This window comes from Microbacterium pasadenense (assembly GCF_047246565.1).
GTDB lineage: Bacteria > Actinomycetota > Actinomycetes > Actinomycetales > Microbacteriaceae > Microbacterium.
Map to the genome: position 1 here is coordinate 840,853 of NZ_JBFOKN010000001.1, position 24,295 is coordinate 865,147.

Below are 24,295 nucleotides of genomic sequence, written 5' to 3' on the forward strand. Positions count from 1 at the left end.
CGGACCCGGAAGGCGAGGCCGACGATGTGCACCGTCATCGTCTCCGTGCCCGAGAGCCCCGACGACCCGATCCGCGTCCTCGCCGTGCGTGACGAGGACCCGGGCCGCGCCTGGGACCCGCTCGGGCGCTGGTGGCCCGAGCTTCCGGACGTCGTCGGGGTCCGTGACAGCCGAGCCGGCGGCGCGTGGCTGGCTGCGGACACGGATGCCGGGCGCCTCGCCGTCGTGCTCAACCGGGCGGACCTGCTGCCCGAGAAGGTGGCCACGGGGTCCCGGGGGCACATCGTCCTGGACGCCGTCGCCGGACGGGAGCTCCCCGACGAGCCGCGGACGCACGGGTTCAACCTGGTCGAGATCGGCGGCGGCACGGCCCGGGTGCACCACTGGGACGGGGCGGCCGTCCGCACCGTCCCCCTCGGCCCCGGCGTGCACATGATCGCCCACGGCGACGTCGACGACCCCGACACCGCCCGCATCGCGGCATGGCGGGACGCGTTCGGCGCGCCCGCCGACGGGCCGCGGTGGTGGGAGCCCTGGCTCACGGCGCTCGAGGAGACGACCGCGGTGGCGCCGACCGACGATCGCGCCATCATCCGCGACAACCGGGCGCACGGGTACCCGACCCTGTCGCTGCTCGTGTGCGCGGCATCCGTCGCCGGCTCGCACGCGGACGTCGTCTACGGCGAGCTGGTGGAGGCCGGGGTCTGGAATCACCTCGACCTGCGCTGACGCTCAGCCCCTCCGCGTCAGGGGCGGCACGATCACGCGCGGCGACTCGCGCATCCAGTGGACCCCGTGCTGTCGCCCCTCGGTGCGCGTCGCGAAGCGGTACCGGTAGCCGACGACGCGGATCCAGCGCGGCGGCTCGCCGTCGAACGGGTCGTCGCGCAGGAGGGCGAGCGTCGCCGCATCCGCGTTGAGGAGGCGCGTCAGGAACACCGCGAACCAGTCCTCGAGCGAGGGTCCGAGCGGCAGGAACCACATCAGCCAATCGAGCCGCAGGTGGTACGGCGCCACCTGCGGCGGCCGCCGCCGCACGTCGCCGGGCTTGCCGTGGAACCCGTACTCCTGCCAGTCCGCGGTGTCGGGGTCCGCATCGCGGGTGCCCTCGATGATGTACTCGATCCGCTCCTGCGTGACGGTGCCGAACGCGCCGTAGGCGTTGCCGAGCTGCCACCGGTTGAACGACGCGTTCATGAGCTGCCGGCGCGCGACGAGGTTCCTCGCGGCAGGGACGCTGACCACGACGAGCACCGCACCGAGCGCAGCGGTGACGGCGAGCCATGCGAGCGGCAGGCCCTGGACGACCCATGGCGGGTCGGTGACCGTCGGGTGACCGGATGCGGGCAGTCCCACCGCCGAGAACGCCAGCACGATCGTCGCGACGTTGAGCCACGCGAAGTTGCCGGTGAGGACGAGCCACAGCTGGGTGCCGATGATCACGGCGCCCGCGCCCGCACCGACCCACAGCGGCCACGGCCCGGGGACCCACAGCGACAGCAGCGGCGCGAACAGGAGCCACGGCACGAGCAGCTGCGCGACGTGGTTGCCGACCACCTCCGCGCGGTGGAACCACCGGGGGAGCAGGTGGGCCTGCCGGCTGAGCGGACCCGGCATCGGCTGGGTCTCGTGGTGATACGCCATGGCGGTGAGGTCGCGCCACTCCCGGCCGCCCCGGATCTTGATCATCCCGGCGCCGAACTCGAGGCGGAACAGCAGCCACCACAGGAGCACGATCACCACGGTCGGCGGCGGCTGGTCATCGGAGCCGAGGAAGGCGACGAGGAAGCCCGCCTCGAGCAGCAGCATCTCCCACCCGAACCCGTAGAACGTCTGCCCGATGCTCACGATCGACATGTAGCCGAACCACAGCGCCAGGAAGCAGAGCATCGGGACCCAGGGCGGGCCGGCCTGCGGGACGCCTGCCACGAGCAGGACGCCCAGCGTCGCCCCGCCGGCGCACAGGATCCGCAGCCGTCGGTCGGTGAACCGGATGCGGGTGAACACGGTGGGGCGCAGCAGGCGGCGGGTCCGTGCAGCGTGACGAGCCCATTCCAGCAGCCGCGGTGCCGGCAGCAGGCCGCGCTCGCCGAGCAGAGCGGGGAACTGACGGAAGGACGACACGAACGCGACGACGTAGAGGACCGCGATGCCCCGCTGCAGCACCTGCCGCGCGAACTCGAAGTCGACCGCCGCGAAACCGTCCACCCCGTCACGCTAGCCCCGCATGCCATGCGTGGCGCAAGGGGGGCGCGGCCGCGTCGGCGGGCGGTGCTAGCGTCGCGGGCATGAGCGATGGGGCGGGCGAGCCGGAGGTGGTGTTCTTCGCGGATGCCGCGGCGTTCCGCGCCTGGCTCGACGCGAACCACGAGACGGCGACCGAGCTCTGGATGGGGTTCTACCGCAAGGGGGATCCACGCCAGGGGCTGACCTGGGCGGAGGCCGTGCCCGAGGCGCTCTGCTTCGGATGGATCGACTCGATCGCGAAGGGCATCGACGAGAACTCGAGACGCCAGCGGTGGACGCCCCGGAGGCCCGGGTCGATCTGGAGCGCCGTCAACGTCGCGCACGTCGAGCGGCTGCTCGCCGAGGGCCGGATGCGACCGGCGGGGATCGCGGCGTACGAGCGCCGCACGCCGGAGCGCACCGGGGTCTACTCGCACGAGCGGCCGGGCGAGCTGGCGCCCGCTCAGGCGGCGGTGCTCGCGGCGGATCCGGCGGCTCAGGCGTTCTGGGAGGCGGCGATCCCGTCGTACCGCCGCGCCGTGACGCACTGGGTCAACAGCGCGAAACGCGAGGAGACGAGGGAGCGACGGCTCGCAGAGCTCGTCGCGGCCTGCGCCGCCGGCGGCCTCGTGTCGTTCCAGAAGTACGGGACCACGCCGTCGTGGGTGGCGCGGGCTGCCGCGGCCGCCGCCTCAGCCGGCGGCTGATCTCCGAGCCGCGGCGGCGCGCGCGGCGTCCTCCATCACCAGCGCCGCATTGATCGCGGCGCCGGCGAAGGAGCCCTGCCCCATCGAGAGCGGGACGTTGCCGTACGGAGCCACGAGGTTGCCGGCGGCCCACACCCGCGGGTGGCTGGTCGCGCCGAGCGCGTCGGCGGCGAGGGGCGAGCCGGGCTGGTCGCTGCGCGCGAGGTCGAGCGCGGCGACGTGGTCCACGCGGAGGCGGGGCACGGGCGCAGTGAACAGCGCGTCCAGCGGGTGATGGGCGCCGTCGGCGGTAGTCAGTCCGCTGAGCACGCCCGCCGCCGTCGTCAGCGCGGTCGCGGGGGAATCGACGATCCGGATGCCGCGGGCGTCGAGCCTCTCGCGCACAGCGGCATCGAGCGGCTCAGCGGCCGCGGTGAAGGCGGTGAGGTCGTCGGTCCACTGTCGGACGAGCTCGATCTGGTGGATGCCGGCAGGTGAGGTCGCCAGCACGCCGAGGCGCCGCCCGGCGACCTCGAAGCCGTGGCAGTAGGGACAGTGGAGAACGCCGGTGCCCCACTGCTCGCGCATGCCGGGGATGTCGGGCAGGTCGTCGGACACCCCCGTCGCGAGCAGGAGCGCCCGCGCGGTGTCCCGTCGTCCGGTGTCGAACTCGACCTCGAGGCGTTCGCCGAGGTCGGCGACCCCGACCACCCGTCCGGGCTCGACCGTCACGCCGTACGCGCGGGCTTCCCGGCGGCCGATCTCGAGGAGCTCGGCGGGGGTCTTCCCGTCGTGGCCGAGGACGCCGTGCATGTGCTCGGCGAATCGATTCCGCGGGTCGCCGGCATCGATGACGAGCGTGCGGCGCCTCGCCCGTCCGAGCATCTGCGCAGCGCTCAGCCCCGCCGTGCCGCCGCCGATGATGATCGCGTCCCAGGTCTCCGGTGTCATGGCTCCAGCGTGCGCGCCGGAGTCCACTCATAGCAAACAGGTTTGCAGTAATGGCAAACTGGCATCCATGACCTCGAACCTGGATCGGATCGGCCCCCGTCTGCGCACAGCGCGGCAGGATCACGGGTGGACGCTCGCCGACCTCGCGTCGCGGGCGGGCATGTCCATCAGCACCCTCTCGAGACTCGAGTCGGGGAGGAGGCAGGCGTCGCTCGAACTGCTCGTCCCGCTGACACGCCTCCTCGGTGTGCGCATCGACGACCTCGTGCGGCCCGAGCCCGCGGATCCCCGGGTGCGCCGGGCGATCGAGCGGCGGAAGGGCATGGTCGTCGCTCCGTTGACGCTCGCGGATTCGCCGGTGCAGACCTACAAGATCACCTTCCCGCCTCGCGCGACGGCGCCCGAGCCCCGCACGCACGACGGATCGGAGTGGTTCTTCGTACTGAGCGGAGTGATCCGGCTGCGCCTCGACGGCGTCGAGCACCACATCGCCGCCGGCGAAGCGGCGGAGTTCGACACGCGCATCCCGCACAGCATCTGCGCGAGCGAAGCCGGACCGGCAGAGGTCGTCAGCATCTTCAGCGCGTCGGGCGAGCGGATCCACACCCACTGAGACGCCTCCGCGGCGACGCGATCCGGGGCTTGTCAACCCCGTCGCCTGCGCGCCCCCGCCGTGGCCACCGTGGACGCACGATGACCCCGGCTGAGGAGGACGGACATGACTGACGGCGAACGCGGCAACACGAAGCACGGGCCCCGCCTCGACGAGGAGATGGAACAGGAGACCCGCGGGATGGTGCAGGGTCAGGGAGGCGCGGCGCACGTCGAGCCCTTCCGCGAGACGGAGCCGCTGCCGGACGACACCGATCCGGACGAGACCCAGGCGGCGCTCCGGCGGGACGGGGAGCAGCGCGGCGATGTCTGAGCACGAAGACCTCGAGCGGCTCCTCGCCGAGCGCGGACCGTGGACGGCCGCGTACATCGACGGTCCGAGCGATCTGCCCGAACCCGATGAGCTGGCGCGACGGCGTCGCGTCGGCGAGTCCGTCGAGGGCGCGGGCGCCCCCGACGCCGACGTGACGGCGATCGCGGAGGCGATCGCCGCGCAGACCGGGATGGCCAGTCCGTCGACGAGGTATCTGCTCGTTCGCGACGGGCGGGTGGAGCTCGACCAGAGCTTCGCAGGTCCGCGGCACGGACCGGAGACCTTCCGGCACGGCCCGGTGCCGCCGTTGATCCCGCTGCTGCTCCATCGGTCGCGGGAGGCGATGTCGGCGGGCGCCGGATCGGCGGACTCCGCGGACGCGGGCGTCGATGCGGAGGTGTCCGACGCTCTCGACCACGCCGCCGAGGAGAGTCATCGACGGGAGGGCAACGGCGTCCGGGAGGTGGTGCCGCTGCTGCAGCGCGCGCAGGTGGAGACGCTCGTCCTGCCCGATGAGGCCGCGGCCTCCGAGCGGATGCTCGATGCCCTCGGGGCCCCGCCCTGGGTCGCCGAGGGCGATGACGACGAGTATGCCGCCGACAGCATCGGGTGGGTGTCGGCAGCGGACGCGCTCGCGCGTGCCGCCATCCTCACCGGCGCACGCATCCTGGTGACCGCGGAGCACCTGGAGGAGGGGGAGCCGAGGCCGGACCGACCCCAGCGCGAGGTGGTCGCGGTGCTGCGCTGGCCGACAGATCCGTACCCGCAGGAGTGACGGGAGGGGGCGGGCCTGCCGGATGTCGGCGGCGGGGACTAACCTCGCGCGCATGAACGCAGACGAGTTGTTCCTCCGGGCGGATGCCGCGTTGCGCTCCGTCATCGACCGCATCGATCCCTCGGATCTGGCCAGGCCCGCGCCGCCGGAGTGGACCAGCATCCCGGATCCCACCTTCCGGGACGTCCTCTTCGTCCATGCGTACGACGAGGCGTGGATCCCGGGGGTCCTCGCCGGGCGTTCCATCGCCGACGGTGACGAGTTCCGTGACGCCGATCTGCTCGGGGACGACCCGATCGCCGCGTACGACGCCTTCCACGACACCGCGACCGCCGCCGTCCGCGAAGGAGTCGAACCGGACCGGGTGTTCCACTTCCAGTACGGCGATTATCCGGCCGAAGAGGGGTTCGCACACATGGCCGGGTACCGCGCCTTCCAGGCGTGGCTCATCTCCCGGCACCTGGGGATCCCGTTCTCGTTCACGCCCGAGCTCATCGCGGGGCTCAACGAGCACGTCGTCCCGCACGCGGACGAGTGGCGGCAATGGGACGTCTTCCCGCCGGCGATCGAGCCGCCCGCCGGCGCGGACGACGAGACGCGGCTGATGTGCGCGGTGGGGTACTGGATCCCCTAGCGGCGACGCCCCGCGCCGGGCGTCAGGCCCGGTTGTCGCGGTAGTACTCCAGCAGGGCACGGGTCGAGGCATCCTGCGCCTCGAGCGCGGCGGTGTCGCCCTCGAGGGCCGGCGCGATCTGCAGCGCGAGCTGCTTGCCGAGCTCCACCCCCCACTGGTCGAAGGAGTTGATGCCCCAGACCACGCCCTGCGTGAAGGTGATGTGCTCGTACAGCGCGACGAGCTCGCCCAGCACCCGCGGCGTCAGCGACCGCGCGAAGATCGACGTCGTCGGCCGGTTCCCGGCGAACGTCCGGGCGGCGACGAGCGCGCCCGTCGTGCCTTCGGCCTCGACCTCCGCCGCCGTCTTGCCGAAGGCGAGGGCCTTCGTCTGGGCGAGGAAGTTGGCCAGGAACAGCCCGTGCACGTCGCGGCCGCCGTCGGCCAGCGGGTAGGCCGGGTTCGCGAACGCGATGAAGTCCGCCGGGATGAGCCGCGTCCCCTGGTGGATGAGCTGGTAGAACGCGTGCTGCCCGTTGGTCCCCGGCTCGCCCCAGAACACCTCGCCGGTGTCGGTCGTGACGGGCGAGCCGTCCCAGCGCACCGACTTTCCGTTGGACTCCATGGTCAGCTGCTGCAGGTACGCGGCGAACCTGCTCAGCTGCTGCGCGTACGGCAGCACGGCGTGCGACTGGGCGCCGAGGAAGTTCACGTACCAGACGTTCAGCAGTCCCATGAGGACCGGGACGTTGCGCTCGAGCGGCGTCGTCCGCATGTGCTCGTCGACCGCGTGGAAGCCGGCGAGCAGCTCGCGGAACGCCTCCGCCCCGAACTCGATCACGAGGGAGAGGCCGATCGCCGAGTCGACGGAGTACCGACCGCCCACCCAGTCCCAGAAGCCGAAGGCGTTCGCGGTGTCGATGCCGAACTCGGCGACCTTGTCGAGCGCTGTCGAGACCGCCACGAAGTGGTGCGCGACGGCATCCTTCCTCTGCTCGTCACTGTCGTCGATCGCCCCCGCCGACGCGAGCCCCTGCCAGAGCCAGTCGCGCGCGAGGCGCGCGTTCGTCAGCGTCTCGAGCGTCGTGAACGTCTTGGACGCGACGATGAAGAGGGTCGTCTCGGGGTCGAGGTCCTTCGTCTTCGACGCGATGTCGAACGGGTCGATGTTCGACACGAACCGCGCCGAGATCCCGGCGTCCGCGTAGGGCTCGAGCGCGGCCGAGATCATGACGGGCCCGAGATCCGACCCGCCGATCCCGATGTTGACGACCGTCTCGACCTTCTTGCCGGTGATGCCGGTCCACTCGCCCGAGCGGACACGGCCGGCGAACTCGGCGAGCGCGTCCAGCACTCCCTGGACATCGGCGTCGACGTCCTGTCCGTCCACGGTCAGCGCGGGTGTCGACCCGGCGGGGCGGCGCAGCGCGGTGTGGAGCACGGCGCGGTCCTCGGTCGCGTTGATGTGCTCGCCGGCGAGCATCGCGGCGTATCGGTCGGCGACGCCCGTCTGCTCGGCCAGCCGCACGAGCGACGCCAGGATCTCATCGTCCACGAGGTTCTTCGACAGGTCGACGTGCAGGTCGGCGAGCTCGAAGGTCAGCTTCGGCACCCGATCGGCGTCGGCGGCGAACCAGCCGCGCAGGTCGGGGGTGAACCCCGATCTCAGGGCGTCGAGCTCGGCCCAAGCGGACGTGGTGGTGGCATCGATCGGAGGAGTGGTCACCCCTCCACGGTACTGGCGTTCCCCGGCACCGTCCACGCGGCCGCCGAGGGTCCGGCAGCCCGCTCGGCGGACGACGAACGCTCCGATACGCGTCCGTCCACGAGGGTGACCACCTCGTCGGCACCGCTGATCTCGGCGAGATCGTGGGTGACCACGATGACGCCCGCCCCGTGCGCGGCGACGGTCGCGATCGCGCGTGCCGCGGCACGCCGCGCGTCGTCGTCGACGCCGGTCATGGGCTCGTCGAGAAGCAGGAGATCAGCGTCCTGCGCGAGGGCCTGTCCGAGGAAGGCCCGCTGCCGCTGACCTCCCGACAGGGCCCCGATCGGACGGGCCGCGTGAGCCGTGAGGCCCACCGCGTCGACCGCCTCGGCCACGCGGATGCGGTCCGCGCGACGGAGCGGACGGAACGGGCCGCGATCGCGCCACCGTCCCATCGACACCAGGTCCGTCACGGTCAGGGGCAGGCGGGCGCCGTCGGTCTTCGTCTGCGGCACGAAGGCGATCCGCGCATCGGCGCGTCGCTCCACCCGCCCCGATGACGGGGCCTGCAGTCCGGCGATGACCGACAGCAGCGTCGACTTCCCCGATCCGTTGGCGCCGACGACGGTCAGGAGCCGTCCGGGACGCACGTCCAGCGTCGCGCCGCGGAGCGCGGCATGGCCGTCGATGTCGACCGAGACGTCGATGAGTCGTACGAGCGGTTCGGGGTCGGTGGAGGACGGCATCCGGCCATTATTGCAAATGAAAACCGTTCTCAATTACGTGTATGGTCGTCCCCCGTGACCTTCCTCCTCGACCCGTTCGCCGCCGCGTTCGTGCAGCGCGCCCTCCTCGGCGGAGCGATGGTCGCGGTCGTCTGCGGCGTCGTCGGCACGTGGGTCGTGCTCCGCGGGATGGCCTTCCTCGGCGAGGCGATGGCGCACGGCATGCTGCCCGGTGTCGCCGTCGCCACCCTCGCCGGGCTGCCGCCGATGGCGGGTGCGGCTGTCAGCGCGGCAGTGATGTCGCTCGGCGTCGGCGCCCTGCAGCGGCGCGGCCGACTCTCGGCCGACACGAGCATCGGACTCCTCTTCGTGGCGAGCCTCTCGCTGGGCGTCATCGTGATCTCGGCCTCGCGGAGCTTCGCGACGGACGCGTCGGCGATCCTGTTCGGCGACATCCTGGCCATCGAGGACGGCGATCTGATCGTCCTGTGCGCCGCGGTGGCCCTCGCGCTCCTCCTCGCGCTCCTCGGCCACCGGTCGTTCGTCGCGCTGACGGTCGATCCCCGCCAGGCGCAGCTCCTCGGGCTGCGCCCGCGCGTCGCCCACGTCCTGCTCGTCGGACTCGTCACCCTCGCCGTCGTGTCGGCCTACCAGGCCGTCGGCTCGCTGCTGGTCGTCGGGATGCTGCTCGGTCCCGCCGTCGCGGCGGGGCACTGGACCCGCCGGATCGTCCCGACCATGGCGCTCGCTGCCGGGATCGGCGTCGCCTCGGTGGCCGCCGGGCTGCTGCTCTCGTGGCACCTCGGCACCGCCGCCGGCGCCACCGTCGCGTTCGCCGCGATCTGTTCGGGAGCGCTGTCGACCGGCATCCACGCCCTCCGGCGGATCACCCGCCCCACCCCCTCGTCCTCCGAAAGGACCGCATGAGTCCCCGCGCCCCCTTCGCCCTGCTCGGCCTCGCCGCGCTCGCCGTGCTGACCGGATGCCAGGGCGCTCCCGCCCCGACCGCGTCCGAGCCGCCCGCCGGCTCCGGTGACGGGCACGGCGCGATCGCCGGAGCCGAGGAGCTCGCCGAGCCGGCACTGCACCTCACGAGCATCGCGCCGGACGGCGGCATCCATCACCTCGACCTCGTCGACGAGACGTCGGAGGTCCTGGGCGAGGTGGCACCGGTCGACGCGCTCGAGACCGACGGTCGCTTCCTCTACGCGGCTCGGGGAGGCGAGGTGTCGATCATCGACAGCGGAGTCTGGACGTGGAACCACGTGGACCATTTCCACTACTACGAGGCGCCGGCCGCCCTGCTGGGTGAGGTCCCGGGCGGAGGCACTCCCCGCACGGTCGCCAGCGACCTCGGCGCGGGGATCTTCTTCGACGGCGGCGAGGCGGTGCTGCTCGACCTGGATGCGCTGAAAGCGGGCGAGATCGTCGAGCGCTTCCGACTCGACGTGCCCGCTCACGAGGGCCTCGTGGTGCCGCTTCCCGCCGGCGCCCTCGTGTCGGATCCCGCCGTCGGCGGACTCCGTCACGTCGACGTCGACGGCGACGACCTGGACACGGTCGCGTGCGTCGACCCGGCGGGCTCGATCGCGACGAACGTCGGCGTCGTGGTCGGCTGCGCCGACGGGGCGGTGCTCGCCGTGACGGATGCCGGCGGCACGACGGTCGAACGCGTGCCCTACCCGGCGGAGGCGGGCGACCGCGCCCTCTCATTCGCCGCGCGGGAGGGGCGGCCGACGGTCGCGGGACTCAGCGGCGACAGCGCGTTCTGGCTGCTCGACACGAGGGAGCGCGCCTGGTCGCACATCGATGCCGGCGAGCCCCTCGTCCGCGTGGCGGCCGTCGACGACGCCGATCGGCATGTGGTCGCGCTGACCGCCGACGGGGCGGTGCTGGTCATCGACGGTGCGACCGGCGAGCACCTCGCCCGCACCGAGCCGCTCGTCGCGGCTTCTCTCGCCGACGCCGATCGCGCGGGCGGTGTGACCCTGACCGCCGACCAGAACCGCACCTACCTGAATGGACCCGCCGAGGGCGTCCTGTTCGAGATCGACCCCGCCGACGGCGGCCGGATCGCCCGCGAGCTCACCGCCGACCACGTGCCCGCCTTCGTCGCGGAGACCGGGCGATGAGGCGCGTCGCGGGGATGCTCGCCGCCCTGGTCGCCGCCGGCGGCCTCGCCGCCTGCGCCCCCGAGGCATCCGACCGTCCCACGGTCGTCGTGACGACCAACATCCTCGGCGACATCGCGGACAACCTCGTCGGAGAGGAGGTCGACGTCGTCACGCTCATGCCGGCGAACGCCGATCCGCACTCCTTCGAGCTCTCCGCGCGCGAGGCGGCGTCGATGCGGAGCGCCGATCTCGTCGTCTCGAACGGGCTGGGTCTGGAAGAGGGCGTGCAGCATCACGTCGACGCGGCGGCATCCGACGGGGTGGCGCAGTTCGTCGCCGGGGACCACGTCGACCCGCTCGGCTATGCCGGCACGGATGCCGCGGACCCGCATTTCTGGACCGACCCCACCCAGACGGCCCGCGTCGTCGACGCGCTCGCGCCCGTCCTCGCCGAGATCGCCGGCGACGGCGCTGATGCGGTCGACGCCGCGGCGGCCGCCTACCTCGGGGAGCTCCGGGAGCTGGATGCCGCCATGAGCGACACGCTCGGGTCGATTCCCGCGGACCACCGTGCCCTCGTCACGAACCACCACGTGTTCGGATACCTCGCCCGGCGCTATGACGTCCGGATCCTCGGTGCCGCCGTCCCCGGCGGCACCACGCTGGCCGCCCCCAGCGCGTCCGACCTGCAGGAGCTCGTCGACGCGATCGACGACGCCGGCGTGACGACGATCTTCGCGGATTCGTCTCAGCCGGATCGCCTGATGCAGGTGCTGGCCGACGAGGCGGGACGCGACGTCAGGGTCGTCTCGCTGTTCACCGAATCCCTGGCCCCGGCGGGCGAACCCGGCGACACCTACCTCGACATGATGCGACGCAACCTGCAGAGCATCGCTGACGGCCTCCATCCGTGAGGCATTCCCTGGAAAGGAAACCCATGAAGAAGACCCTGCAGTTCGGTGCCCTCGCCGGCACCGCCGCGCTGCTGCTGGTGGGCTGCGCGTCCCCGAGCGAACCGGCCGGCAGCCCCGCCGATACCCCGAGCGAGGCGCCGACGGCGACGTCGGGCGTCCGCGTCGCCGTCGGCTACGAGGGCGGCGTGCTCGTCCTCGGCGGCGACGAGCTCGAGAACCTCGGCGAGTTCGACTCCGAGGAGTTCATCCGCCTGAACGCGGCCGGCGACGGCCGGCACGTGATGGTGACGACGTCGCAGGGCTTCCAGCTCCTCGACGTCCGCGCGCCCGAGCTCAGGGACCTCGTGGTGCCGGCGGCGACCGCCGGCCACGTCGTCACGCACGGCGGGCTGACGGTGCTCTACGACGACGCCACGAGCGACACGACCATTGTCGATTCGGCGGAGCTGGCCGAGGCGGCGGGCGAGCTTCCCGACGCCGAGGTCGTTCCCGGGGTCACCGCGCACCACGGCGTCTCCGTTCAGCTCGAGGACGGCACGCTGCTGACGACCGTGGGAGACGAGGCCGCCCGCAGCGGCATCCGCGTCCTCGACGCCGCGCGGGAGGAGATCGCGTCCAACGACCAGTGCCCCGGCGTGCACGGCGAGGGGACTGCGGCTGACGAGGCCGTCGTCTTCGGCTGCGAGAACGGCGCCCTCCTGTACCGGGACGGCGAGATCACGAAGCTGACGTCCCCCGACGAGTACGGCCGCATCGGCAACGCCTACGTCTCCGAGTCGAGTCCGCTCGTCGTCATGGACTACAAGGACGACCCGGATGCCGAGGGGTACCTGCTCACGAACATCGCGCTGGTCGACACGGCGGCAGCGACGCTCGAGAAGGTCGCCCTGCCGGACGGCGTCGCGTACACGTTCCGCGGCATCGCCCGCGGTCCGGCCGGTGAGGCCGTCCTGATCGGCACCGACGGCAAGCTGCACACGATCGATCCGGCGACCGGCGAGGTCACCGGTTCGCTGCCGGTCGTCGACCCGTGGGAGGGTCCCGCCGAATGGCAGGCACCGCACCCCGCCGTGAAGGTCGCCGGCGACATCGCCTACGTGACCGACCCGGCCGACAGCGAGATCGTCGCCGTAGACCTCACCACGGGTGAGATCGTCACGACGGTGGAGCTGCCGCACGTGCCCAACGAACTCGCCGTCGTCTCCTGACGCGACGTGAGGGGCGGGTCCCGGTGGGACCCGCCCCTCTCGTGCGTGCGGCTGCGATCAGCGTGTCGGCCGGAGCGTCGTGCTGCCGGCCGAGACCTGCACGTCGATCCGGTGGGGCGCGTCGCTCGAGGTCGACAGCTGGTTGTCGAGCTCACCGGCCGAGACGTCCGACGTCACGGCGTAGGTGTCGTCGGGAAGGCTCGCCACCAGGCTGCCCGCGCTCACGTCGATCGTCAGCTCATCGGGTGCGGTGCCGGTCAGGCTGGCGATCAGCTCGCCGGCGCCGACGGTGAGGGTGCCGCGCGACACATCCGCGACGTCGATGTCCGCACCTCCGGCGCTGAGGTCCACGCTCAGGACATCGGCCGTGCCGTTCACATCGGCGCTGCCCGCGCCGATGTGGACGTCGAGGTCGCCGTAGGTGCCGTCGATCGACACCGAGCCCGCCGACACGTCGATGCGTGCGTCGAGCCGTTCGTCGGCGAGCTCCTGCGGCAGCGTCAGCGTCACCCGATCGCTGTTCCAGTCGAACCCGTTCCAGCTGATCCACCAGGGCTCGTGCTTCGACAGTCGGAGCTGGTCGCCCTGACGCTCGAGGCGCCACCCGCGCCCGTCGCCGAGCACGTCGAGCGTGGCCTCCTCGACGTCGGCGTAGACGACGGCGACGTCGCCCGCCGAGACGTCCAGCGAGAGGGACGAGATGCCGCCGGCGTCCGCGACGCGCGGGCCGTCCGCGCCGCGCGCTCCGGTCATCCACAGGGCGGAGCCCACGGCCGACAGGATCGCGCTGAGGATCAGCGCGCCGCCGACCACGATCGCGATGATCGCGACGACACGGGCGGAGCCGCGGCGCTGCTCGGGCGGCAGCGGCGGAGGGCCGGCCGGTGCCGGCGTCGGGGGGATCAGGTCAGTGGTCATCGTGCTGCTCCATTCGGGGACGTGCGGGGACCGCCGTGCTCGAGGTGCACGAGAACGGCCAGGACTCGGCGATTGCCGTGCTCGTCCTGTTCGAGGCCGAGCTTCTGGAAGAGGGAGGTGATGTGCTTCTCGACACTCGCCTCCGAGACGAACAGCGTCTGCGCGATGGCCTGATTGCTCTTGCCTTCGGCGATGAGTGCGAGCACGGAGCGCTCGCGCTCGGTCAGGCGGGCCATGCGGTCGTCGCGCGCCCGCCGCGTCAGCAGCTGGGCCACGACCTCGGGATCGAGCACCGTGGCGCCGGCGGCGATGCGGTCGATCGAGTCCAGGAAGTCCCGGACATCGGCGACCCTGTCCTTCAGCAGGTAGCCGAGTGCGGCGTTCTGGCCCGTGATCAGGTCGCTCGCGTAGCGCTCCTCGACGTACTGGCTGAGCACGAGGACGGGGAGAGCCGGATGCTGCGTCCGCAGCTCCAGGGCCGCCCGGATGCCTTCGTCCGTGAACGTCGGCGGGAGGCGCACATCGAGGATGCACAGCTGCGGGTCCGAGGCGGTCACCGTGGTGACGAGGTCGCGGGCGTCGGGGAGGGCGGCGACCACGGTGTGGCCGGCATCCTCCAGCACCCGGACGAGGCCTTCGCGCAGCAGGGTGGAGTCTTCGCAGATCAGGATGCGCACGGGACGCTCACCTCCAGGGCGGTGGGGCCGCCGACGGGGCTGTCCAGCCGCGCCGTGCCGCCGGCGGCGACGATCCGGTTCATGATGCCGTCGATGCCGCCCCCGGGCGCGACGGTCGCGCCGCCGATGCCGTTGTCCTCGACCCGTGCCCAGAGGACACGCGTGCCGGGAGCCTCCTCGCGGCTGCGGACCACCACGCGCACGTCGGTGGCGCGGGCATGCTTGGCCGCGTTGGTGAGCGACTCGGCGATGACGAAGTAGACGGCCGCCTCGGCGATGCTGCTGCACCGGCCGTCGACGCGGACGTCGAGCGACACCGGCACGTGCGAGCGCGCGGCGAGGGCCGACAGGGCGGCATCCAGTCCGCGATCGTCGAGGACGGAGGCATGGATCCCGCGGGCGAGCTGTCGCAGCTCGGTGATGGCCGCCTTCGTCGACGTGTGGGCCTCGTCGATGAGGGTCTTCGCGGCGGCGGGGTCGGTGTCGATCTTCTGCTGCGCCAGTCCGAGGGTCATGCCGACCGAGACGAGCCGTGGCTGGACGCCGTCGTGCAGGTCGCGCTCGATGCGGGTGCGTTCCACCTCGCTGGCACGGACGGCACCGGCGCGCTGCACGCCGGCCGTCCGCGCCTGCTCGGCGAGGAGGGCCTCACGGGAGGGGACGAGCACGCCGCGCGTCACGACGCCGTCGAGGAGTGAGACGCCGAACAGGATGCCGAGGCTCAGCAGGGCGCCGAACAGGCCGCCCACGACGATCCACCCGCCGGTCAGCGGGATGGCGGTCAGCGGGAACGTGCCGGTCGTGCCGCCGGTGAGCGGGGACAAGGCGAGCGCGAAGCCGGAGATGACACCCCACACCGCCCCGATGACCACCCAGCCGAGAGCCGTGGCGATCGCCGCGCTGCCGATGCCCCGCCACATCCCGGCGTCGGTGAACTGCGCCCACAGGGTGCGCAGGAAGCCGGCGAACCCGGGCTGTCCGCTCGTGCGGGCCCGCAGCGGCGGCAGCCCGTAGCCGTACAGGCCCTCGACGCGCTCGTGCTCGAGCCACGAGGCGGCCCAGGCGATGTAGAGCGCCGCGATCAGGAGGAGGAGCCCGAAGCCGAGGACGAGGATCGTCCCGATGCCCGTGCCGAAGAACGTGAGGACGATGGTGAACAGGGCGAGCCCGACCGGGGCGATGGCGGCGAGCTGGGCGAGGGCGCCGAGCCGCACGAGCAGGCGCCGGGGCCGCACCGGCGGGGGAGTGTCCGAAGTCATGTCACCACGGTAGAGCGGCGCGGAATCGGGCACATCGGGGCCGTCCGGAGACTCGCTGTCGGGATAACCCCCGCCCGACGGCCGCCGTGATGCCATGCTGGTCCCGGGTCGCCGGTGACTCGGCCCCGACCGGACCCGCTTTCCGATGTCAGGAGCATCCCCATGAGCACCACCGATCTCGACGCGCGCACGCGCGAGCTCGATCGCGCGCACGTCTTCCACTCGTGGTCCGCCCAGGGCCGGATCGATCCGTTCCCGATCGCGGGCGGGCAGGGGACCGTCGTCTGGGATCACGCGGGCACGCGATGGCTGGACTTCTCGAGCCAGCTCGTCAACGTGAACATCGGCCACCAGCATCCGGCCGTGGTGGCCGCCATCAAGGAGCAGGCCGACCTGCTCACCACCATCGCGCCCTCCACCGCCAACCTCGTGCGCGGCCTCGCCGCGCAGCGGATCACCGACCTCGCCCCGGACGGCTTCGCCAAGGTCTTCTTCACGACCGGCGGCGCCGACGCCAATGAGAACGCCATCCGCATGGCGCGCCTGCACACCGGACGCGACAAGGTCCTCTCGCGGTATCGCAGCTACCACGGCAACACCGGCGCGGCGATCGTCGCGACGGGGGACTGGCGCCGCTTCCCGAACGAGTACGCCCGGGGCCACGTCCACTTCTTCGGGCCCTATCTCTACCGGTCCGAGTTCTGGGCGGGGACGCCGGAGGAGGAGTGCGAGCGGGCGCTGCACCATCTGCGTCGTGTGATCCAGGCCGAGGGTCCGTCGACGATCGCCGCCATCCTGCTCGAGACGGTTCCCGGCACGGCGGGCATCATGGTCCCGCCGCCCGGGTACCTCGCCGGCGTGCGGGCACTCGCCGACGAGTTCGGCATCGTCCTCATCCTCGACGAGGTGATGGCGGGCTTCGGACGCACCGGCCGCTGGTTCGCCTTCGAGGGACACGCCGTCGTCCCCGATCTCATCACCTTCGCGAAGGGCGTCAACTCCGGGTACGTGCCGATCGGCGGCGTCATCATCTCCGATCCGATCGCGGCGACCTTCGACGACCGCGTGTTCCCCGGCGGGCTCACCTACTCGGGGCATCCGCTGGCGGCGGCATCCATCGTCGCGACGATCGACGCGATGACGGAGGAGGGCATCATCGAGAACGCGCGCCGGATCGGCGCCGACGTGCTCGGCCCCGGCCTCCGCACACTCGCCGAGAAGCACACCGCCATCGGCGAGGTCCGCGGCGAGGGCGTCTTCTGGGCGCTGGAGATCGTCGCCGACCCGGTGACCCGGGAGCCGGTCGACGCCGCTGTCGTCGGTGCGCTGAAGGCGGAGCTCCACCGCCGCGGTCTGCTCGCCTTCACGAGCGAGAACCGCGTCCACGTCGTCCCACCGTGCACCGTCACCGACGACGAGGTGCACACCGCCATCGAGATCTACGACGCCGCCTTCACCGCGGTGCTCTGACACAGGGGGAGAGCATGACCGACGCCACCGACACCGACACCGACACAGGGACGCCGCTGCTCGACCACTGGGTCGGGGGTGCGCCGTGGCGCGGGGACTCGGAGCGCACGGGTCCGATCCACAACCCGGCGACCGGCCGCGTGAGCGGTCGGGTCCGTCTCGCGAGTGCCGCCGACGTCACGAGCGTCGTCGCCCGTGCCGCCGAGGCGCTGCCCGGCTGGCGGGAGGCCAGCGTCGCGAGGCGCCAGGGCGTGATGTTCTCGTTCCGGGAGATCCTCAACGCGCGCAAGGACGAGCTCGCCGAGATCCTCACGGCCGAGCACGGCAAGGTGCTCTCGGACGCGCTCGGCGAGATCACCCGCGGACTCGAGGTCGTCGAGTTCGCGTGCGGGTCGGGGCACCTGCTCAAGGGCGACTACTCCGACAACGTCTCGACCGGTGTCGACGTGTACACGCTGCGCCAGCCGGTCGGCGTGGTCGCGGTCATCAGCCCCTTCAACTTCCCCGCCATGGTGCCGCTGTGGTTCCTGCCCGTCGCCCTCGTCTCGGGCAACGCGGTGGTGCTCAAGCCCAGTGAGAAGGACCCGAGCGCCGCCGACTGGATCGCACGGGCGCTCGCCGAGGCGGGGCTTCCGGACGGGGTGCTCAACGTCGTGCACGGCGACCGGGAAGCCGTCGACGCGCTGCTGGACGCCCCCGAGGTGCGCGCGATCTCGTTCGTCGGCTCGACACCGATCGCCAAGCACATCTACGAGCGGGCGAGCGCCAACGGCAAGCGGGTCCAGGCGCTCGGCCGCGCCAAGAACCACATGCTCGTCCTGCCCGACGCCGACCTGGACCTCGCCGCCGACGCGGCCGTGAACGCCGGGTTCGGCTCGGCGGGCGAGCGCTGCATGGCCGTCTCGGTCCTGCTCGCCGTCGACTCGATCGCCGACGCGCTCGTGGACAAGATCGCCGAGCGCATGGCCGGCCTCCGCATCGGTGACGGGACCCGCGGATGCGACATGGGACCGCTCATCACGCGCGAGCACCGCGACAAGGTCGCGGCGTATCTCGACGTCGCCGCATCCGACGGCGCGCGGATCGTGGTCGACGGGCGGGGCGTCGTTCCCGACGGCGACGCCGACGGCTTCTGGCTCGGACCCTCGCTCGTCGACAGGGTGCCGACGTCCTCAGCGGTCTACACCGACGAGATCTTCGGCCCCGTGCTGTCGGTCGTCCGCGTCAGCGGCTATGAGGAGGGCGTCGCGGTCATCGAGGCGGGCCCCTACGGCAACGGCACGGCGATCTTCACGAACGACGGCGGCGCCGCTCGGCGCTTCCAGCGCGAGGTGCGCGTCGGGATGGTGGGCGTCAACGTGCCGATCCCGGTCCCGGTCGCCTATCACTCCTTCGGCGGCTGGAAGGCGTCGCTGTTCGGCGACACCAAGGCGTACGGCCCGCAGGGCTTCGCGTTCTACACGCAGGAGAAGGCCGTCACCTCGCGGTGGCTCGACCCGTCCCACGGCGGCATCAACCTCGGATTCCCGCAGCATGACTGACACGGGCGGCCCGGACCCCGCCGCTGCGTCGGTAGGGTGACGGCATGATCTCGATTCCCCCGGTCACACTGAACGACGGCACCGCCTTCCCGCAGCTCGGGCTCGGCACCTACAACCTGCGCGGCGAGGACGGCGTCGCCGCCATGGTCGCCGCCATCGAGGGCGGCTACCGGCTGCTCGATTCGGCCGTCAACTACGAGAACGAGTCCGAGGTCGGCGAGGCGGTGCGCGCCAGCGGCATCCGCGACGAACTCCTCGTCACGACGAAGGTCCCCGGGCGCGATCACGGCTACGACGAGACGATCGCGAGCGCCCGAGGCTCGCTCGAGCGCCTCGGCCTCGAGCGGATCGACCTCTACCTGATCCACTGGCCGAATCCGAGTGTCGACCGCTACGTCGACACGTTCCGCGCCATGGTCGACCTGCAGAAGGACGGGCTCGTCGGATCGGTCGGGGTCTCCAACTTCACCGAGCCGATGCTCGCCCGCGTCATCGACGAGACGGGCGTCGTCCCGGCGGTCAACCAGGTCGAGCTCCACCCCTACTTCCCGCAGGCGGCGCTTCGCGCGTTCCACACCTCGCAGGGCATCCGGACCGAGAGCTGGAGCCCGCTCGCGCGGCGCAGCGAGCTGCTCGCCGAGCCGGTCCTCGCCGACATCGCCGGCGCGCACGGCGTGACTCCGACCCAGGTGGTGCTGCGCTGGCACGTCCAGCTGAGCAGCACGCCGATCCCGAAGTCCGCGGACCCGGCGCGTCAGCGGGAGAACGCCGATGTGTTCGGCTTCACCCTCGCCGACGACGAGGTCGCGGCACTGTCCGCCCTCGAGCGCGGCCGACTCTGGGACGGCGACCCCGACACCCACGAGGAGATGTAGGGTGCCTCCGGCTCGCCGACCGGGAGGGTGAGCCCGACCGGCCGAGGATTCGCCGACCGCGCCGCGCGGGATCAGTGCGGAGCGTGGTACTCGGCCTCGCCGGCCTTCCAGTACCCCTTCACGACGGTCTGCTCGGCGGGGAGCTCCCAGCGGTCCAGCAGCAGGGCCCGGCCGTGCCTGACGATGGCCTGCTCCGCCGCGATGAAGCCGAAGACCGATCCGTCCGGACGGTCCTCCGGTCCGAGCGCGCTCAGGGCGGAGGCGAGTGCGGTCCCGGGGAGCGCACCGCCTCGGTGCACCGGTGTGACGGCGACCCCCGGAGGCGCGTCGACGGGCAGCTCGTGCGCGGCATCCGCCACCTCCACGAGGATGCGCCCGACGGCATCGGGATCCATGAGCGCCGCGAAACGCCGCATGGCGGGAACGGCGGTCTCGTCGCCGGCGAGGAACCAGGCGTCGGGCCGGCCGTCCACGATCATCGAACCGCGCGGTCCGCCGACCGCGATCGTCGAGCCGAGCGCGGCCGTCGCGGCCCACGGCGCGGCGATGCCGGAGTCGCCGTGGACGGCGAACTCCACGTCCAGCCACCCCGCGTCACCGTCCCACGCGAGCGGCGTGTACTCGCGGTTGGGGGCCGACCGAAGCTCGGTCCGGCCCTCGGGCAGGGTGTCGGGGAAGAACAGTCGCATGTGGTCGTCGCTGCCCGCGGAGTCGAAGCCGATCAGGTCCTCGCCGGTGAGGCGGATGCGGACATACGTGGACGTCTCCCACGTGCGGGCCGCAAGGCTCGCGGTGCGGAACCGCAGCTCGTGCGGTCGGCGCTCCAGCCGAAAGGAGGGGGACGACTTGACGATGCTCATATAGGTAAGGCTACCCTCATCTCGTCGGCACTCGTCCGGCATCCCACCTTTCCGACAGACAGCCGGCGTGCTGATACGCGCTCGGGCATCTGAGCTGAGGAGCATCCATGCCCACCTTCCGTCCCCTCTCCGCCGCCGTGGTCACGGCGGGCGCCGCCCTCGTCCTCGCGGGCTGCTCGACCGACACCGCTCCCGAACCGGCCGCGCAGGAGTCGAGCACCGTCACCGTCACCGACAACCACGGCGAGCAGACCGTCACCACACCGCCCGCCCGTGTGGTCGCGACGGACAACCGCACCATCACGATGCTCGATGACTGGGGCATCGACATCGTCGCCGCACCGCTGGACATCTTCCCCGACGGACTGTCGTACAAGGAGGACGGCTCCGACGTCATCAACCTCGGCAACCACGGCGAACCGGATCTCGAGGCCGTGGTCGCCGGCGACCCCGACCTGATCGTCAACGGTCAGCGCTTCTCGAGCTACTACGCCGATTTCCAGACGCTCGTCCCGGATGCCGCGATCGTCGAGCTCGACCCGCGCGAGGGCGAGCCCTTCGACGAGGAGCTCAAGCGTCAGGTGACCGTGCTCGGTGAGATCTTCGGCAAGGAGGACGAGGCCGCGCAGCTGGTCGCGGACTTCGAGGCGTCCATCGAGCGCGTCACGGCCGCCTATGACGACTCGCAGACCGTGATGGGCGTGATCACCTCGGGCGGCGAGATCAACTACGCCGCACCCACCACCGGCCGCACCCTCGGTCCCGTGTACGACATCCTGGGTCTCACCCCCGCCCTCGCGTCGGACGGGTCGACCGATCACCAGGGCGACGACATCTCCGTCGAGGCGGTCGCCTCCTCGAACCCCGATTGGATCCTGGTGATGGACCGCGACGCCGGCGTCAGTGCGAACACCGACGAGGCCTACACCCCCGCCAACGATCTCATCGGCGACTCCGAGGCCCTGCAGAACGTCACCGCGGTGACCGAGGGGAACGTCGTCTACATGCCGCAGGAGACCTACCTCGACGAGGGCATCCAGACCTACACCACGTTCTTCAACGACCTGGCCGACGCGCTCGAGAGCTGATGACCACGCTCGTTCAGGCGCCCGCCGGGAGCCGACGCTCCCGCGGGCGCCTGTTCACCTGGCCGCTGCTCGTCGGCCTCCTCGTGGTCGGGGGGCTCGTCTCCGTGTCGCTCTTCGTCGGCGTGTACGACGTGCTCGGCCGGCCCGACGGGGGCGAGATGTTCGCCATCACCCGCATCCCGCGGACGGTCGGACTCGTCCTCGCCGGGGCCGCCCTGGCCATGTGCGGCCTCGTCATGCAGCTGCTGACCCAGAACCGATTCGTCGAGCCGACGACCACCGGAACGACGGAATGGGCGGGCCTCGGGCTGCTGCTCGTGATGCTGCTGTTCCCCGAGGCGCCGCTGATGGCGCGGATGGTCGGCGCCGTGGTCATGGCCTTCGTCGGAACGATGCTCTTCTTCCTCTTCCTGCGCCGGGTGATGCTGACCTCATCGGTCATCGTTCCGATCGTGGGCCTCATGCTGGGGGCGGTCGTCGGGGCGGTTTCGACCTTTATCGCGCTGTCGACGAACATGCTGCAGTCGATGGCGATCTGGTTCACCGGATCCTTCACGTCCGTGCTCCGGGGCCAGTACGAGCCGTTGTGGATCGTCCTCATCGTCGTGGCGGCGGTGTTCGTCGCCGCAGACCGGTTCACGATCGCCGGGCTCGGCCAGGACGTGGCCACCAACGTCGGTGTCGACTATTCGAGGGTGGTGCTCATCGGCACGGTGCTCATCGCCCTCGCCGCCGGCGTCGTGACGGTGGTCGTGGGAAACCTCCCCTTCCTCGGGCTCATCGTGCCGAACGTCGTGTCCCTCATCCGCGGCGACGACCTGCGCTCGAACCTCCCGTGGGTCGCGCTCGGCGGCATCGCGCTGGTCACGGCCTGCGACATCCTCGCCCGCGTCGTGAACGCCCCCTTCGAGGTGCCGGTCTCCCTGATCCTCGCGATGATCGGCGCGGTCGTCTTCATCGCCCTCCTCCTGCGGCAGCGTCGTCGTGGCTGAGCGCACCGCGGCGACGGCGTCACTGTCGGGCCCGTTCGCGACCGAGCAGCGTGCCCGCCGGTACGCCGTGACGATGGGCGTGCTGCTGGCCCTCGCCGCCGTCTTCGCCGTCGGCATCCTCGTCTGGGACAACCCCGCACCGGCCGGCAGCGACGGGTTCTGGCGCATCGCCCAGCTGCGGGTCACGAGTCTGATCGTGATCGTCGTGGTCGCCGTCTGCCAGGGGCTCGCCACGATCTCGTTCCAGACCGTGACGGGGAACCGCATCGTCACGCCCTCGCTGATGGGCTTCGAGTCCCTGTACACCGCCATCTCGACGTCGGCCATCTTCTTCTTCGGCGCCGCCGGAGCGCGGATGGTGCAGGGCGTCGGCCCGTATCTCCTCCAGATCGTCGTGATGCTGGTCTTCTCGGGAGCGCTCTACGGGTGGCTGCTGTCGGGGCGCTACGCCAACGTCCAGATCATGCTGCTCGTCGGGATCATCCTCGGGGGCGCGCTCGCCGCGTTCTCGACCTTCCTGCAGCGGATGCTGACCCCCACCGAGTTCGACCTGCTCACGGCGCGCCTCATCGGCAGTGTCGCGAACGCCGACGCGAGCTACCTGCCCATCGCGGTCCCGCTCGTGGTGCTCGCCGCGGCGGCGCTGTGGTGGGGTGGCGGCCGGCTGGACCTGCTCGGCCTCGGGCGTGACGTCGCGCTGAGTCTCGGGGCGTCCCACCGTCGCGATTCCATCCTGACCCTCCTGATGGTGTCGATCCTGATGGCGGTGTCGACCTCGCTCATCGGGCCCATGACCTTCCTGGGCTTCCTCGTCGCGATGCTGACCTACCAGCTCGCCGACACCTATGACCACCGCCGGATGTTCGCGATGGCGGCACTCGTCGGCTTCGTCGTCCTCGGCGGCGCGTACGTCGTCCTCAAGCACGTGTTCTACGCCGCCGGGTCGGTCGGCATCATCGTCGAGATCGTCGGCGGCACGTTCTTCCTCGTCCACCTCCTCCGAAAGGGCCGCCTGTGATCTCGCTCAGCTCCGTCGAGAAGCGGTACAGCACCGAGGTCGCCATCGGCCCGGTGACCCTCGATCTGCCAGCGGGTGGCATCACCGCGCTCATCGGCCCGAACGGCGCGGGCAAGTCCACGCTGCTGACGATGATCGGCCGGCTGCTGGCCGCCGATGCCGGGACCATCTCCGTCGGCGGTCACGACGTGGGCGCGACGAGATCCCGCGACCTGGCGAAGGTCGTCGCGATCCTCCGCCAGGAGAACCACTTCGTCACCCGGCTCACCGTGCGGCAGCTCGTCGGCTTCGGTCGCTACCCCCACTCGCAGGGCCGCCTCACGGTCGCCGATGAGGCGGTGATCGACCGGTCGATCGACTTCCTCGGGCTCGGCGGGCTCGAGGGCCGGTATCTCGATCAGCTGTCCGGCGGTCAGCGCCAGCGTGCGTACGTCGCCATGGTGCTCGCGCAGGACACCGAGTACGTCCTCCTCGACGAGCCGCTCAACAACCTCGACATCCAGCACGCCGTCCACATGATGCGCCACCTTCGCCGGGCGGCGGTCGAGCTCGGCCGCACGATCGTCGTGGTCCTCCACGACATCAACTTCGCCGGGCATTACGCAGATCGGGTGTGCGCCATGAAGGACGGGCGCGTGGCGGCCTTCGGCACACCGGACGAGATCGTGCGAGCCGAGGTGCTGTCGGAGATCTTCGACACGGATGTCGACGTGGTCGACGGCCCGCGGGGCCGTCTCGCCGTCTACTACTGA

General features: G+C 71.6%; 25 protein-coding genes. 17 read left to right on the plus strand and 8 right to left on the minus strand.

The window, feature by feature from the left end; translation table 11 throughout:
- Window positions 1-24: 24 nt before the first annotated feature.
- Entirely contained in the window at window positions 25-729 is a 705-nt protein-coding gene (locus AB3M83_RS03980; protein WP_412945304.1) for an NRDE family protein, read from the plus strand.
- Window positions 730-732: 3 nt separating this feature from the next.
- On the opposite strand, the gene AB3M83_RS03985 is transcribed toward AB3M83_RS03980, so the two are convergent.
- On the minus strand, window positions 733-2,208 hold the full coding sequence (locus tag AB3M83_RS03985) for a lipase maturation factor family protein (RefSeq protein WP_412945306.1): 1,476 nt from the start codon (window positions 2,206-2,208) through the stop codon (window positions 733-735).
- An 80-nt stretch (window positions 2,209-2,288) separates the two neighbouring features.
- Here AB3M83_RS03985 and AB3M83_RS03990 point away from each other — a divergent pair, with 80 nt between their 5' ends.
- Window positions 2,289-2,933, plus strand: a complete 645-nt coding sequence (locus tag AB3M83_RS03990; protein ID WP_412945307.1) for a YdeI/OmpD-associated family protein — start codon at window positions 2,289-2,291, stop codon at window positions 2,931-2,933.
- Here the strand turns inward: AB3M83_RS03990 and AB3M83_RS03995 are convergent.
- Window positions 2,919-3,863: an NAD(P)/FAD-dependent oxidoreductase gene (locus AB3M83_RS03995; RefSeq protein ID WP_412945308.1), complete on the minus strand. Its 945-nt coding sequence runs from the start codon at window positions 3,861-3,863 to the stop codon at window positions 2,919-2,921. The genes AB3M83_RS03990 and AB3M83_RS03995 overlap by 15 nt on opposite strands.
- A gap of 67 nt (window positions 3,864-3,930) precedes the next feature.
- Here AB3M83_RS03995 and AB3M83_RS04000 point away from each other — a divergent pair, with 67 nt between their 5' ends.
- The 4 genes from AB3M83_RS04000 (at window position 3,931) to AB3M83_RS04015 (ending at window position 6,197) form a co-directional block, all read left to right on the plus strand.
- The gene (locus tag AB3M83_RS04000; RefSeq protein WP_412945309.1) at window positions 3,931-4,476 is read left to right on the plus strand and encodes a helix-turn-helix domain-containing protein; all 546 of its coding nucleotides are present in this window, start codon (window positions 3,931-3,933) and stop codon (window positions 4,474-4,476) included.
- Window positions 4,477-4,581: 105 nt separating this feature from the next.
- Window positions 4,582-4,788 carry a hypothetical protein gene (locus AB3M83_RS04005; RefSeq protein ID WP_412945310.1) on the plus strand — a complete coding sequence of 69 codons (207 nt, stop codon included), beginning with the start codon at window positions 4,582-4,584 and terminating at the stop codon, window positions 4,786-4,788.
- Window positions 4,781-5,563 (plus strand): hypothetical protein, encoded by a 783-nt coding sequence (locus tag AB3M83_RS04010; protein WP_412945312.1) that lies wholly within the window; start codon window positions 4,781-4,783, stop codon window positions 5,561-5,563. The genes AB3M83_RS04005 and AB3M83_RS04010 overlap by 8 nt, the downstream gene beginning before the upstream one ends.
- Window positions 5,564-5,615: 52 nt before the next feature.
- Window positions 5,616-6,197, plus strand: coding sequence for a hypothetical protein (locus AB3M83_RS04015; RefSeq protein ID WP_412945313.1), 582 nt, complete (start codon window positions 5,616-5,618; stop codon window positions 6,195-6,197).
- Window positions 6,198-6,219: 22 nt separating this feature from the next.
- Here AB3M83_RS04015 and pgi read toward each other — a convergent pair whose 3' ends face one another.
- Together pgi and aztA are read right to left on the minus strand one after the other, a co-directional pair.
- Window positions 6,220-7,902 (minus strand): glucose-6-phosphate isomerase, encoded by a 1,683-nt coding sequence (gene pgi, locus AB3M83_RS04020; protein ID WP_412945315.1) that lies wholly within the window; start codon window positions 7,900-7,902, stop codon window positions 6,220-6,222.
- The gene (aztA, locus tag AB3M83_RS04025) at window positions 7,899-8,630 is read right to left on the minus strand and encodes a zinc ABC transporter ATP-binding protein AztA (RefSeq protein WP_412945317.1); all 732 of its coding nucleotides are present in this window, start codon (window positions 8,628-8,630) and stop codon (window positions 7,899-7,901) included. The genes pgi and aztA overlap by 4 nt, the downstream gene beginning before the upstream one ends.
- A gap of 54 nt (window positions 8,631-8,684) precedes the next feature.
- On the opposite strand from aztA, the gene aztB reads away from it, so the two are divergent.
- From aztB to aztD, 4 genes are read left to right on the plus strand one after another with little or no spacing between them, the layout of a single operon-like run.
- Window positions 8,685-9,536 carry a zinc ABC transporter permease AztB gene (gene aztB, locus AB3M83_RS04030; protein ID WP_412945319.1) on the plus strand — a complete coding sequence of 284 codons (852 nt, stop codon included), beginning with the start codon at window positions 8,685-8,687 and terminating at the stop codon, window positions 9,534-9,536.
- Window positions 9,533-10,741, plus strand: coding sequence for a YncE family protein (locus AB3M83_RS04035; RefSeq protein ID WP_412945320.1), 1,209 nt, complete (start codon window positions 9,533-9,535; stop codon window positions 10,739-10,741). The genes aztB and AB3M83_RS04035 overlap by 4 nt, the downstream gene beginning before the upstream one ends.
- Window positions 10,738-11,637 (plus strand): metal ABC transporter solute-binding protein, Zn/Mn family, encoded by a 900-nt coding sequence (locus AB3M83_RS04040; protein WP_412945322.1) that lies wholly within the window; start codon window positions 10,738-10,740, stop codon window positions 11,635-11,637. The genes AB3M83_RS04035 and AB3M83_RS04040 overlap by 4 nt, the downstream gene beginning before the upstream one ends.
- Before the next feature lie 23 nt (window positions 11,638-11,660).
- The gene (aztD, locus tag AB3M83_RS04045) at window positions 11,661-12,845 is read left to right on the plus strand and encodes a zinc metallochaperone AztD (protein ID WP_412945323.1); all 1,185 of its coding nucleotides are present in this window, start codon (window positions 11,661-11,663) and stop codon (window positions 12,843-12,845) included.
- Window positions 12,846-12,902: 57 nt separating this feature from the next.
- On the opposite strand, the gene AB3M83_RS04050 is transcribed toward aztD, so the two are convergent.
- The 3 genes from AB3M83_RS04050 to AB3M83_RS04060 are packed head-to-tail and all read right to left on the minus strand — an operon-like array spanning window position 12,903 to window position 15,699.
- A complete protein-coding gene (locus AB3M83_RS04050; protein WP_412945325.1) occupies window positions 12,903-13,763 on the minus strand; it encodes a DUF4097 family beta strand repeat-containing protein in 861 nt (286 codons plus the stop codon).
- The gene (locus AB3M83_RS04055; protein ID WP_412945326.1) at window positions 13,760-14,440 is read right to left on the minus strand and encodes a response regulator transcription factor; all 681 of its coding nucleotides are present in this window, start codon (window positions 14,438-14,440) and stop codon (window positions 13,760-13,762) included. The genes AB3M83_RS04050 and AB3M83_RS04055 overlap by 4 nt, the downstream gene beginning before the upstream one ends.
- Window positions 14,428-15,699, minus strand: coding sequence for a sensor histidine kinase (locus AB3M83_RS04060; protein WP_412945328.1), 1,272 nt, complete (start codon window positions 15,697-15,699; stop codon window positions 14,428-14,430). The genes AB3M83_RS04055 and AB3M83_RS04060 overlap by 13 nt, the downstream gene beginning before the upstream one ends.
- A 162-nt stretch (window positions 15,700-15,861) precedes the next feature.
- Between AB3M83_RS04060 and AB3M83_RS04065 the strand changes: the two genes are divergently transcribed.
- From AB3M83_RS04065 to AB3M83_RS04075, 3 genes are read left to right on the plus strand one after another with little or no spacing between them, the layout of a single operon-like run.
- Window positions 15,862-17,169, plus strand: coding sequence for an aspartate aminotransferase family protein (locus AB3M83_RS04065; RefSeq protein WP_412945330.1), 1,308 nt, complete (start codon window positions 15,862-15,864; stop codon window positions 17,167-17,169).
- 14 nt (window positions 17,170-17,183) lie between these two features.
- The gene (locus AB3M83_RS04070) at window positions 17,184-18,710 is read left to right on the plus strand and encodes a CoA-acylating methylmalonate-semialdehyde dehydrogenase (RefSeq protein WP_412945332.1); all 1,527 of its coding nucleotides are present in this window, start codon (window positions 17,184-17,186) and stop codon (window positions 18,708-18,710) included.
- Window positions 18,711-18,754: 44 nt separating this feature from the next.
- Window positions 18,755-19,585 carry an aldo/keto reductase gene (locus AB3M83_RS04075; RefSeq protein WP_412945333.1) on the plus strand — a complete coding sequence of 277 codons (831 nt, stop codon included), beginning with the start codon at window positions 18,755-18,757 and terminating at the stop codon, window positions 19,583-19,585.
- Between the two features lie 71 nt (window positions 19,586-19,656).
- On the opposite strand, the gene AB3M83_RS04080 is transcribed toward AB3M83_RS04075, so the two are convergent.
- Window positions 19,657-20,445 carry a siderophore-interacting protein gene (locus AB3M83_RS04080; protein WP_412945334.1) on the minus strand — a complete coding sequence of 263 codons (789 nt, stop codon included), beginning with the start codon at window positions 20,443-20,445 and terminating at the stop codon, window positions 19,657-19,659.
- A 107-nt stretch (window positions 20,446-20,552) separates the two neighbouring features.
- On the opposite strand from AB3M83_RS04080, the gene AB3M83_RS04085 reads away from it, so the two are divergent.
- The 4 genes from AB3M83_RS04085 to AB3M83_RS04100 are packed head-to-tail and all read left to right on the plus strand — an operon-like array spanning window position 20,553 to window position 24,295.
- The gene (locus tag AB3M83_RS04085; protein ID WP_412945336.1) at window positions 20,553-21,533 is read left to right on the plus strand and encodes a siderophore ABC transporter substrate-binding protein; all 981 of its coding nucleotides are present in this window, start codon (window positions 20,553-20,555) and stop codon (window positions 21,531-21,533) included.
- Window positions 21,533-22,525 (plus strand): ABC transporter permease, encoded by a 993-nt coding sequence (locus AB3M83_RS04090; protein WP_412945338.1) that lies wholly within the window; start codon window positions 21,533-21,535, stop codon window positions 22,523-22,525. The genes AB3M83_RS04085 and AB3M83_RS04090 overlap by 1 nt, the downstream gene beginning before the upstream one ends.
- On the plus strand, window positions 22,518-23,543 hold the full coding sequence (locus AB3M83_RS04095) for an iron chelate uptake ABC transporter family permease subunit (protein ID WP_412945339.1): 1,026 nt from the start codon (window positions 22,518-22,520) through the stop codon (window positions 23,541-23,543). The genes AB3M83_RS04090 and AB3M83_RS04095 overlap by 8 nt, the downstream gene beginning before the upstream one ends.
- Window positions 23,540-24,295 (plus strand): iron ABC transporter ATP-binding protein, encoded by a 756-nt coding sequence (locus AB3M83_RS04100; RefSeq protein ID WP_412945341.1) that lies wholly within the window; start codon window positions 23,540-23,542, stop codon window positions 24,293-24,295. The genes AB3M83_RS04095 and AB3M83_RS04100 overlap by 4 nt, the downstream gene beginning before the upstream one ends.

Coding starts and splice junctions, on each gene's coding strand:
- AB3M83_RS04070 (WP_412945332.1), top strand. CDS start 17,184: ATGACCGACGCCACCGACACCGACACCGACACAGGGACGCCGCTGCTC.
- AB3M83_RS04010 (WP_412945312.1), top strand. CDS start 4,781: ATGTCTGAGCACGAAGACCTCGAGCGGCTCCTCGCCGAGCGCGGACCG.
- AB3M83_RS04085 (WP_412945336.1), top strand. CDS start 20,553: ATGCCCACCTTCCGTCCCCTCTCCGCCGCCGTGGTCACGGCGGGCGCC.
- AB3M83_RS03990 (WP_412945307.1), top strand. CDS start 2,289: ATGAGCGATGGGGCGGGCGAGCCGGAGGTGGTGTTCTTCGCGGATGCC.
- aztD (WP_412945323.1), top strand. CDS start 11,661: ATGAAGAAGACCCTGCAGTTCGGTGCCCTCGCCGGCACCGCCGCGCTG.
- AB3M83_RS04000 (WP_412945309.1), top strand. CDS start 3,931: ATGACCTCGAACCTGGATCGGATCGGCCCCCGTCTGCGCACAGCGCGG.
- AB3M83_RS04050 (WP_412945325.1), bottom strand. CDS start 13,763: ATGACCACTGACCTGATCCCCCCGACGCCGGCACCGGCCGGCCCTCCG.
- AB3M83_RS04060 (WP_412945328.1), bottom strand. CDS start 15,699: ATGACTTCGGACACTCCCCCGCCGGTGCGGCCCCGGCGCCTGCTCGTG.
- aztA (WP_412945317.1), bottom strand. CDS start 8,630: ATGCCGTCCTCCACCGACCCCGAACCGCTCGTACGACTCATCGACGTC.
- AB3M83_RS04005 (WP_412945310.1), top strand. CDS start 4,582: ATGACTGACGGCGAACGCGGCAACACGAAGCACGGGCCCCGCCTCGAC.
- AB3M83_RS04065 (WP_412945330.1), top strand. CDS start 15,862: ATGAGCACCACCGATCTCGACGCGCGCACGCGCGAGCTCGATCGCGCG.
- AB3M83_RS03995 (WP_412945308.1), bottom strand. CDS start 3,863: ATGACACCGGAGACCTGGGACGCGATCATCATCGGCGGCGGCACGGCG.
- AB3M83_RS04040 (WP_412945322.1), top strand. CDS start 10,738: ATGAGGCGCGTCGCGGGGATGCTCGCCGCCCTGGTCGCCGCCGGCGGC.
- AB3M83_RS04080 (WP_412945334.1), bottom strand. CDS start 20,445: ATGAGCATCGTCAAGTCGTCCCCCTCCTTTCGGCTGGAGCGCCGACCG.
- AB3M83_RS03980 (WP_412945304.1), top strand. CDS start 25: ATGTGCACCGTCATCGTCTCCGTGCCCGAGAGCCCCGACGACCCGATC.
- AB3M83_RS04075 (WP_412945333.1), top strand. CDS start 18,755: ATGATCTCGATTCCCCCGGTCACACTGAACGACGGCACCGCCTTCCCG.
- AB3M83_RS04015 (WP_412945313.1), top strand. CDS start 5,616: ATGAACGCAGACGAGTTGTTCCTCCGGGCGGATGCCGCGTTGCGCTCC.
- AB3M83_RS04090 (WP_412945338.1), top strand. CDS start 21,533: ATGACCACGCTCGTTCAGGCGCCCGCCGGGAGCCGACGCTCCCGCGGG.
- AB3M83_RS04035 (WP_412945320.1), top strand. CDS start 9,533: ATGAGTCCCCGCGCCCCCTTCGCCCTGCTCGGCCTCGCCGCGCTCGCC.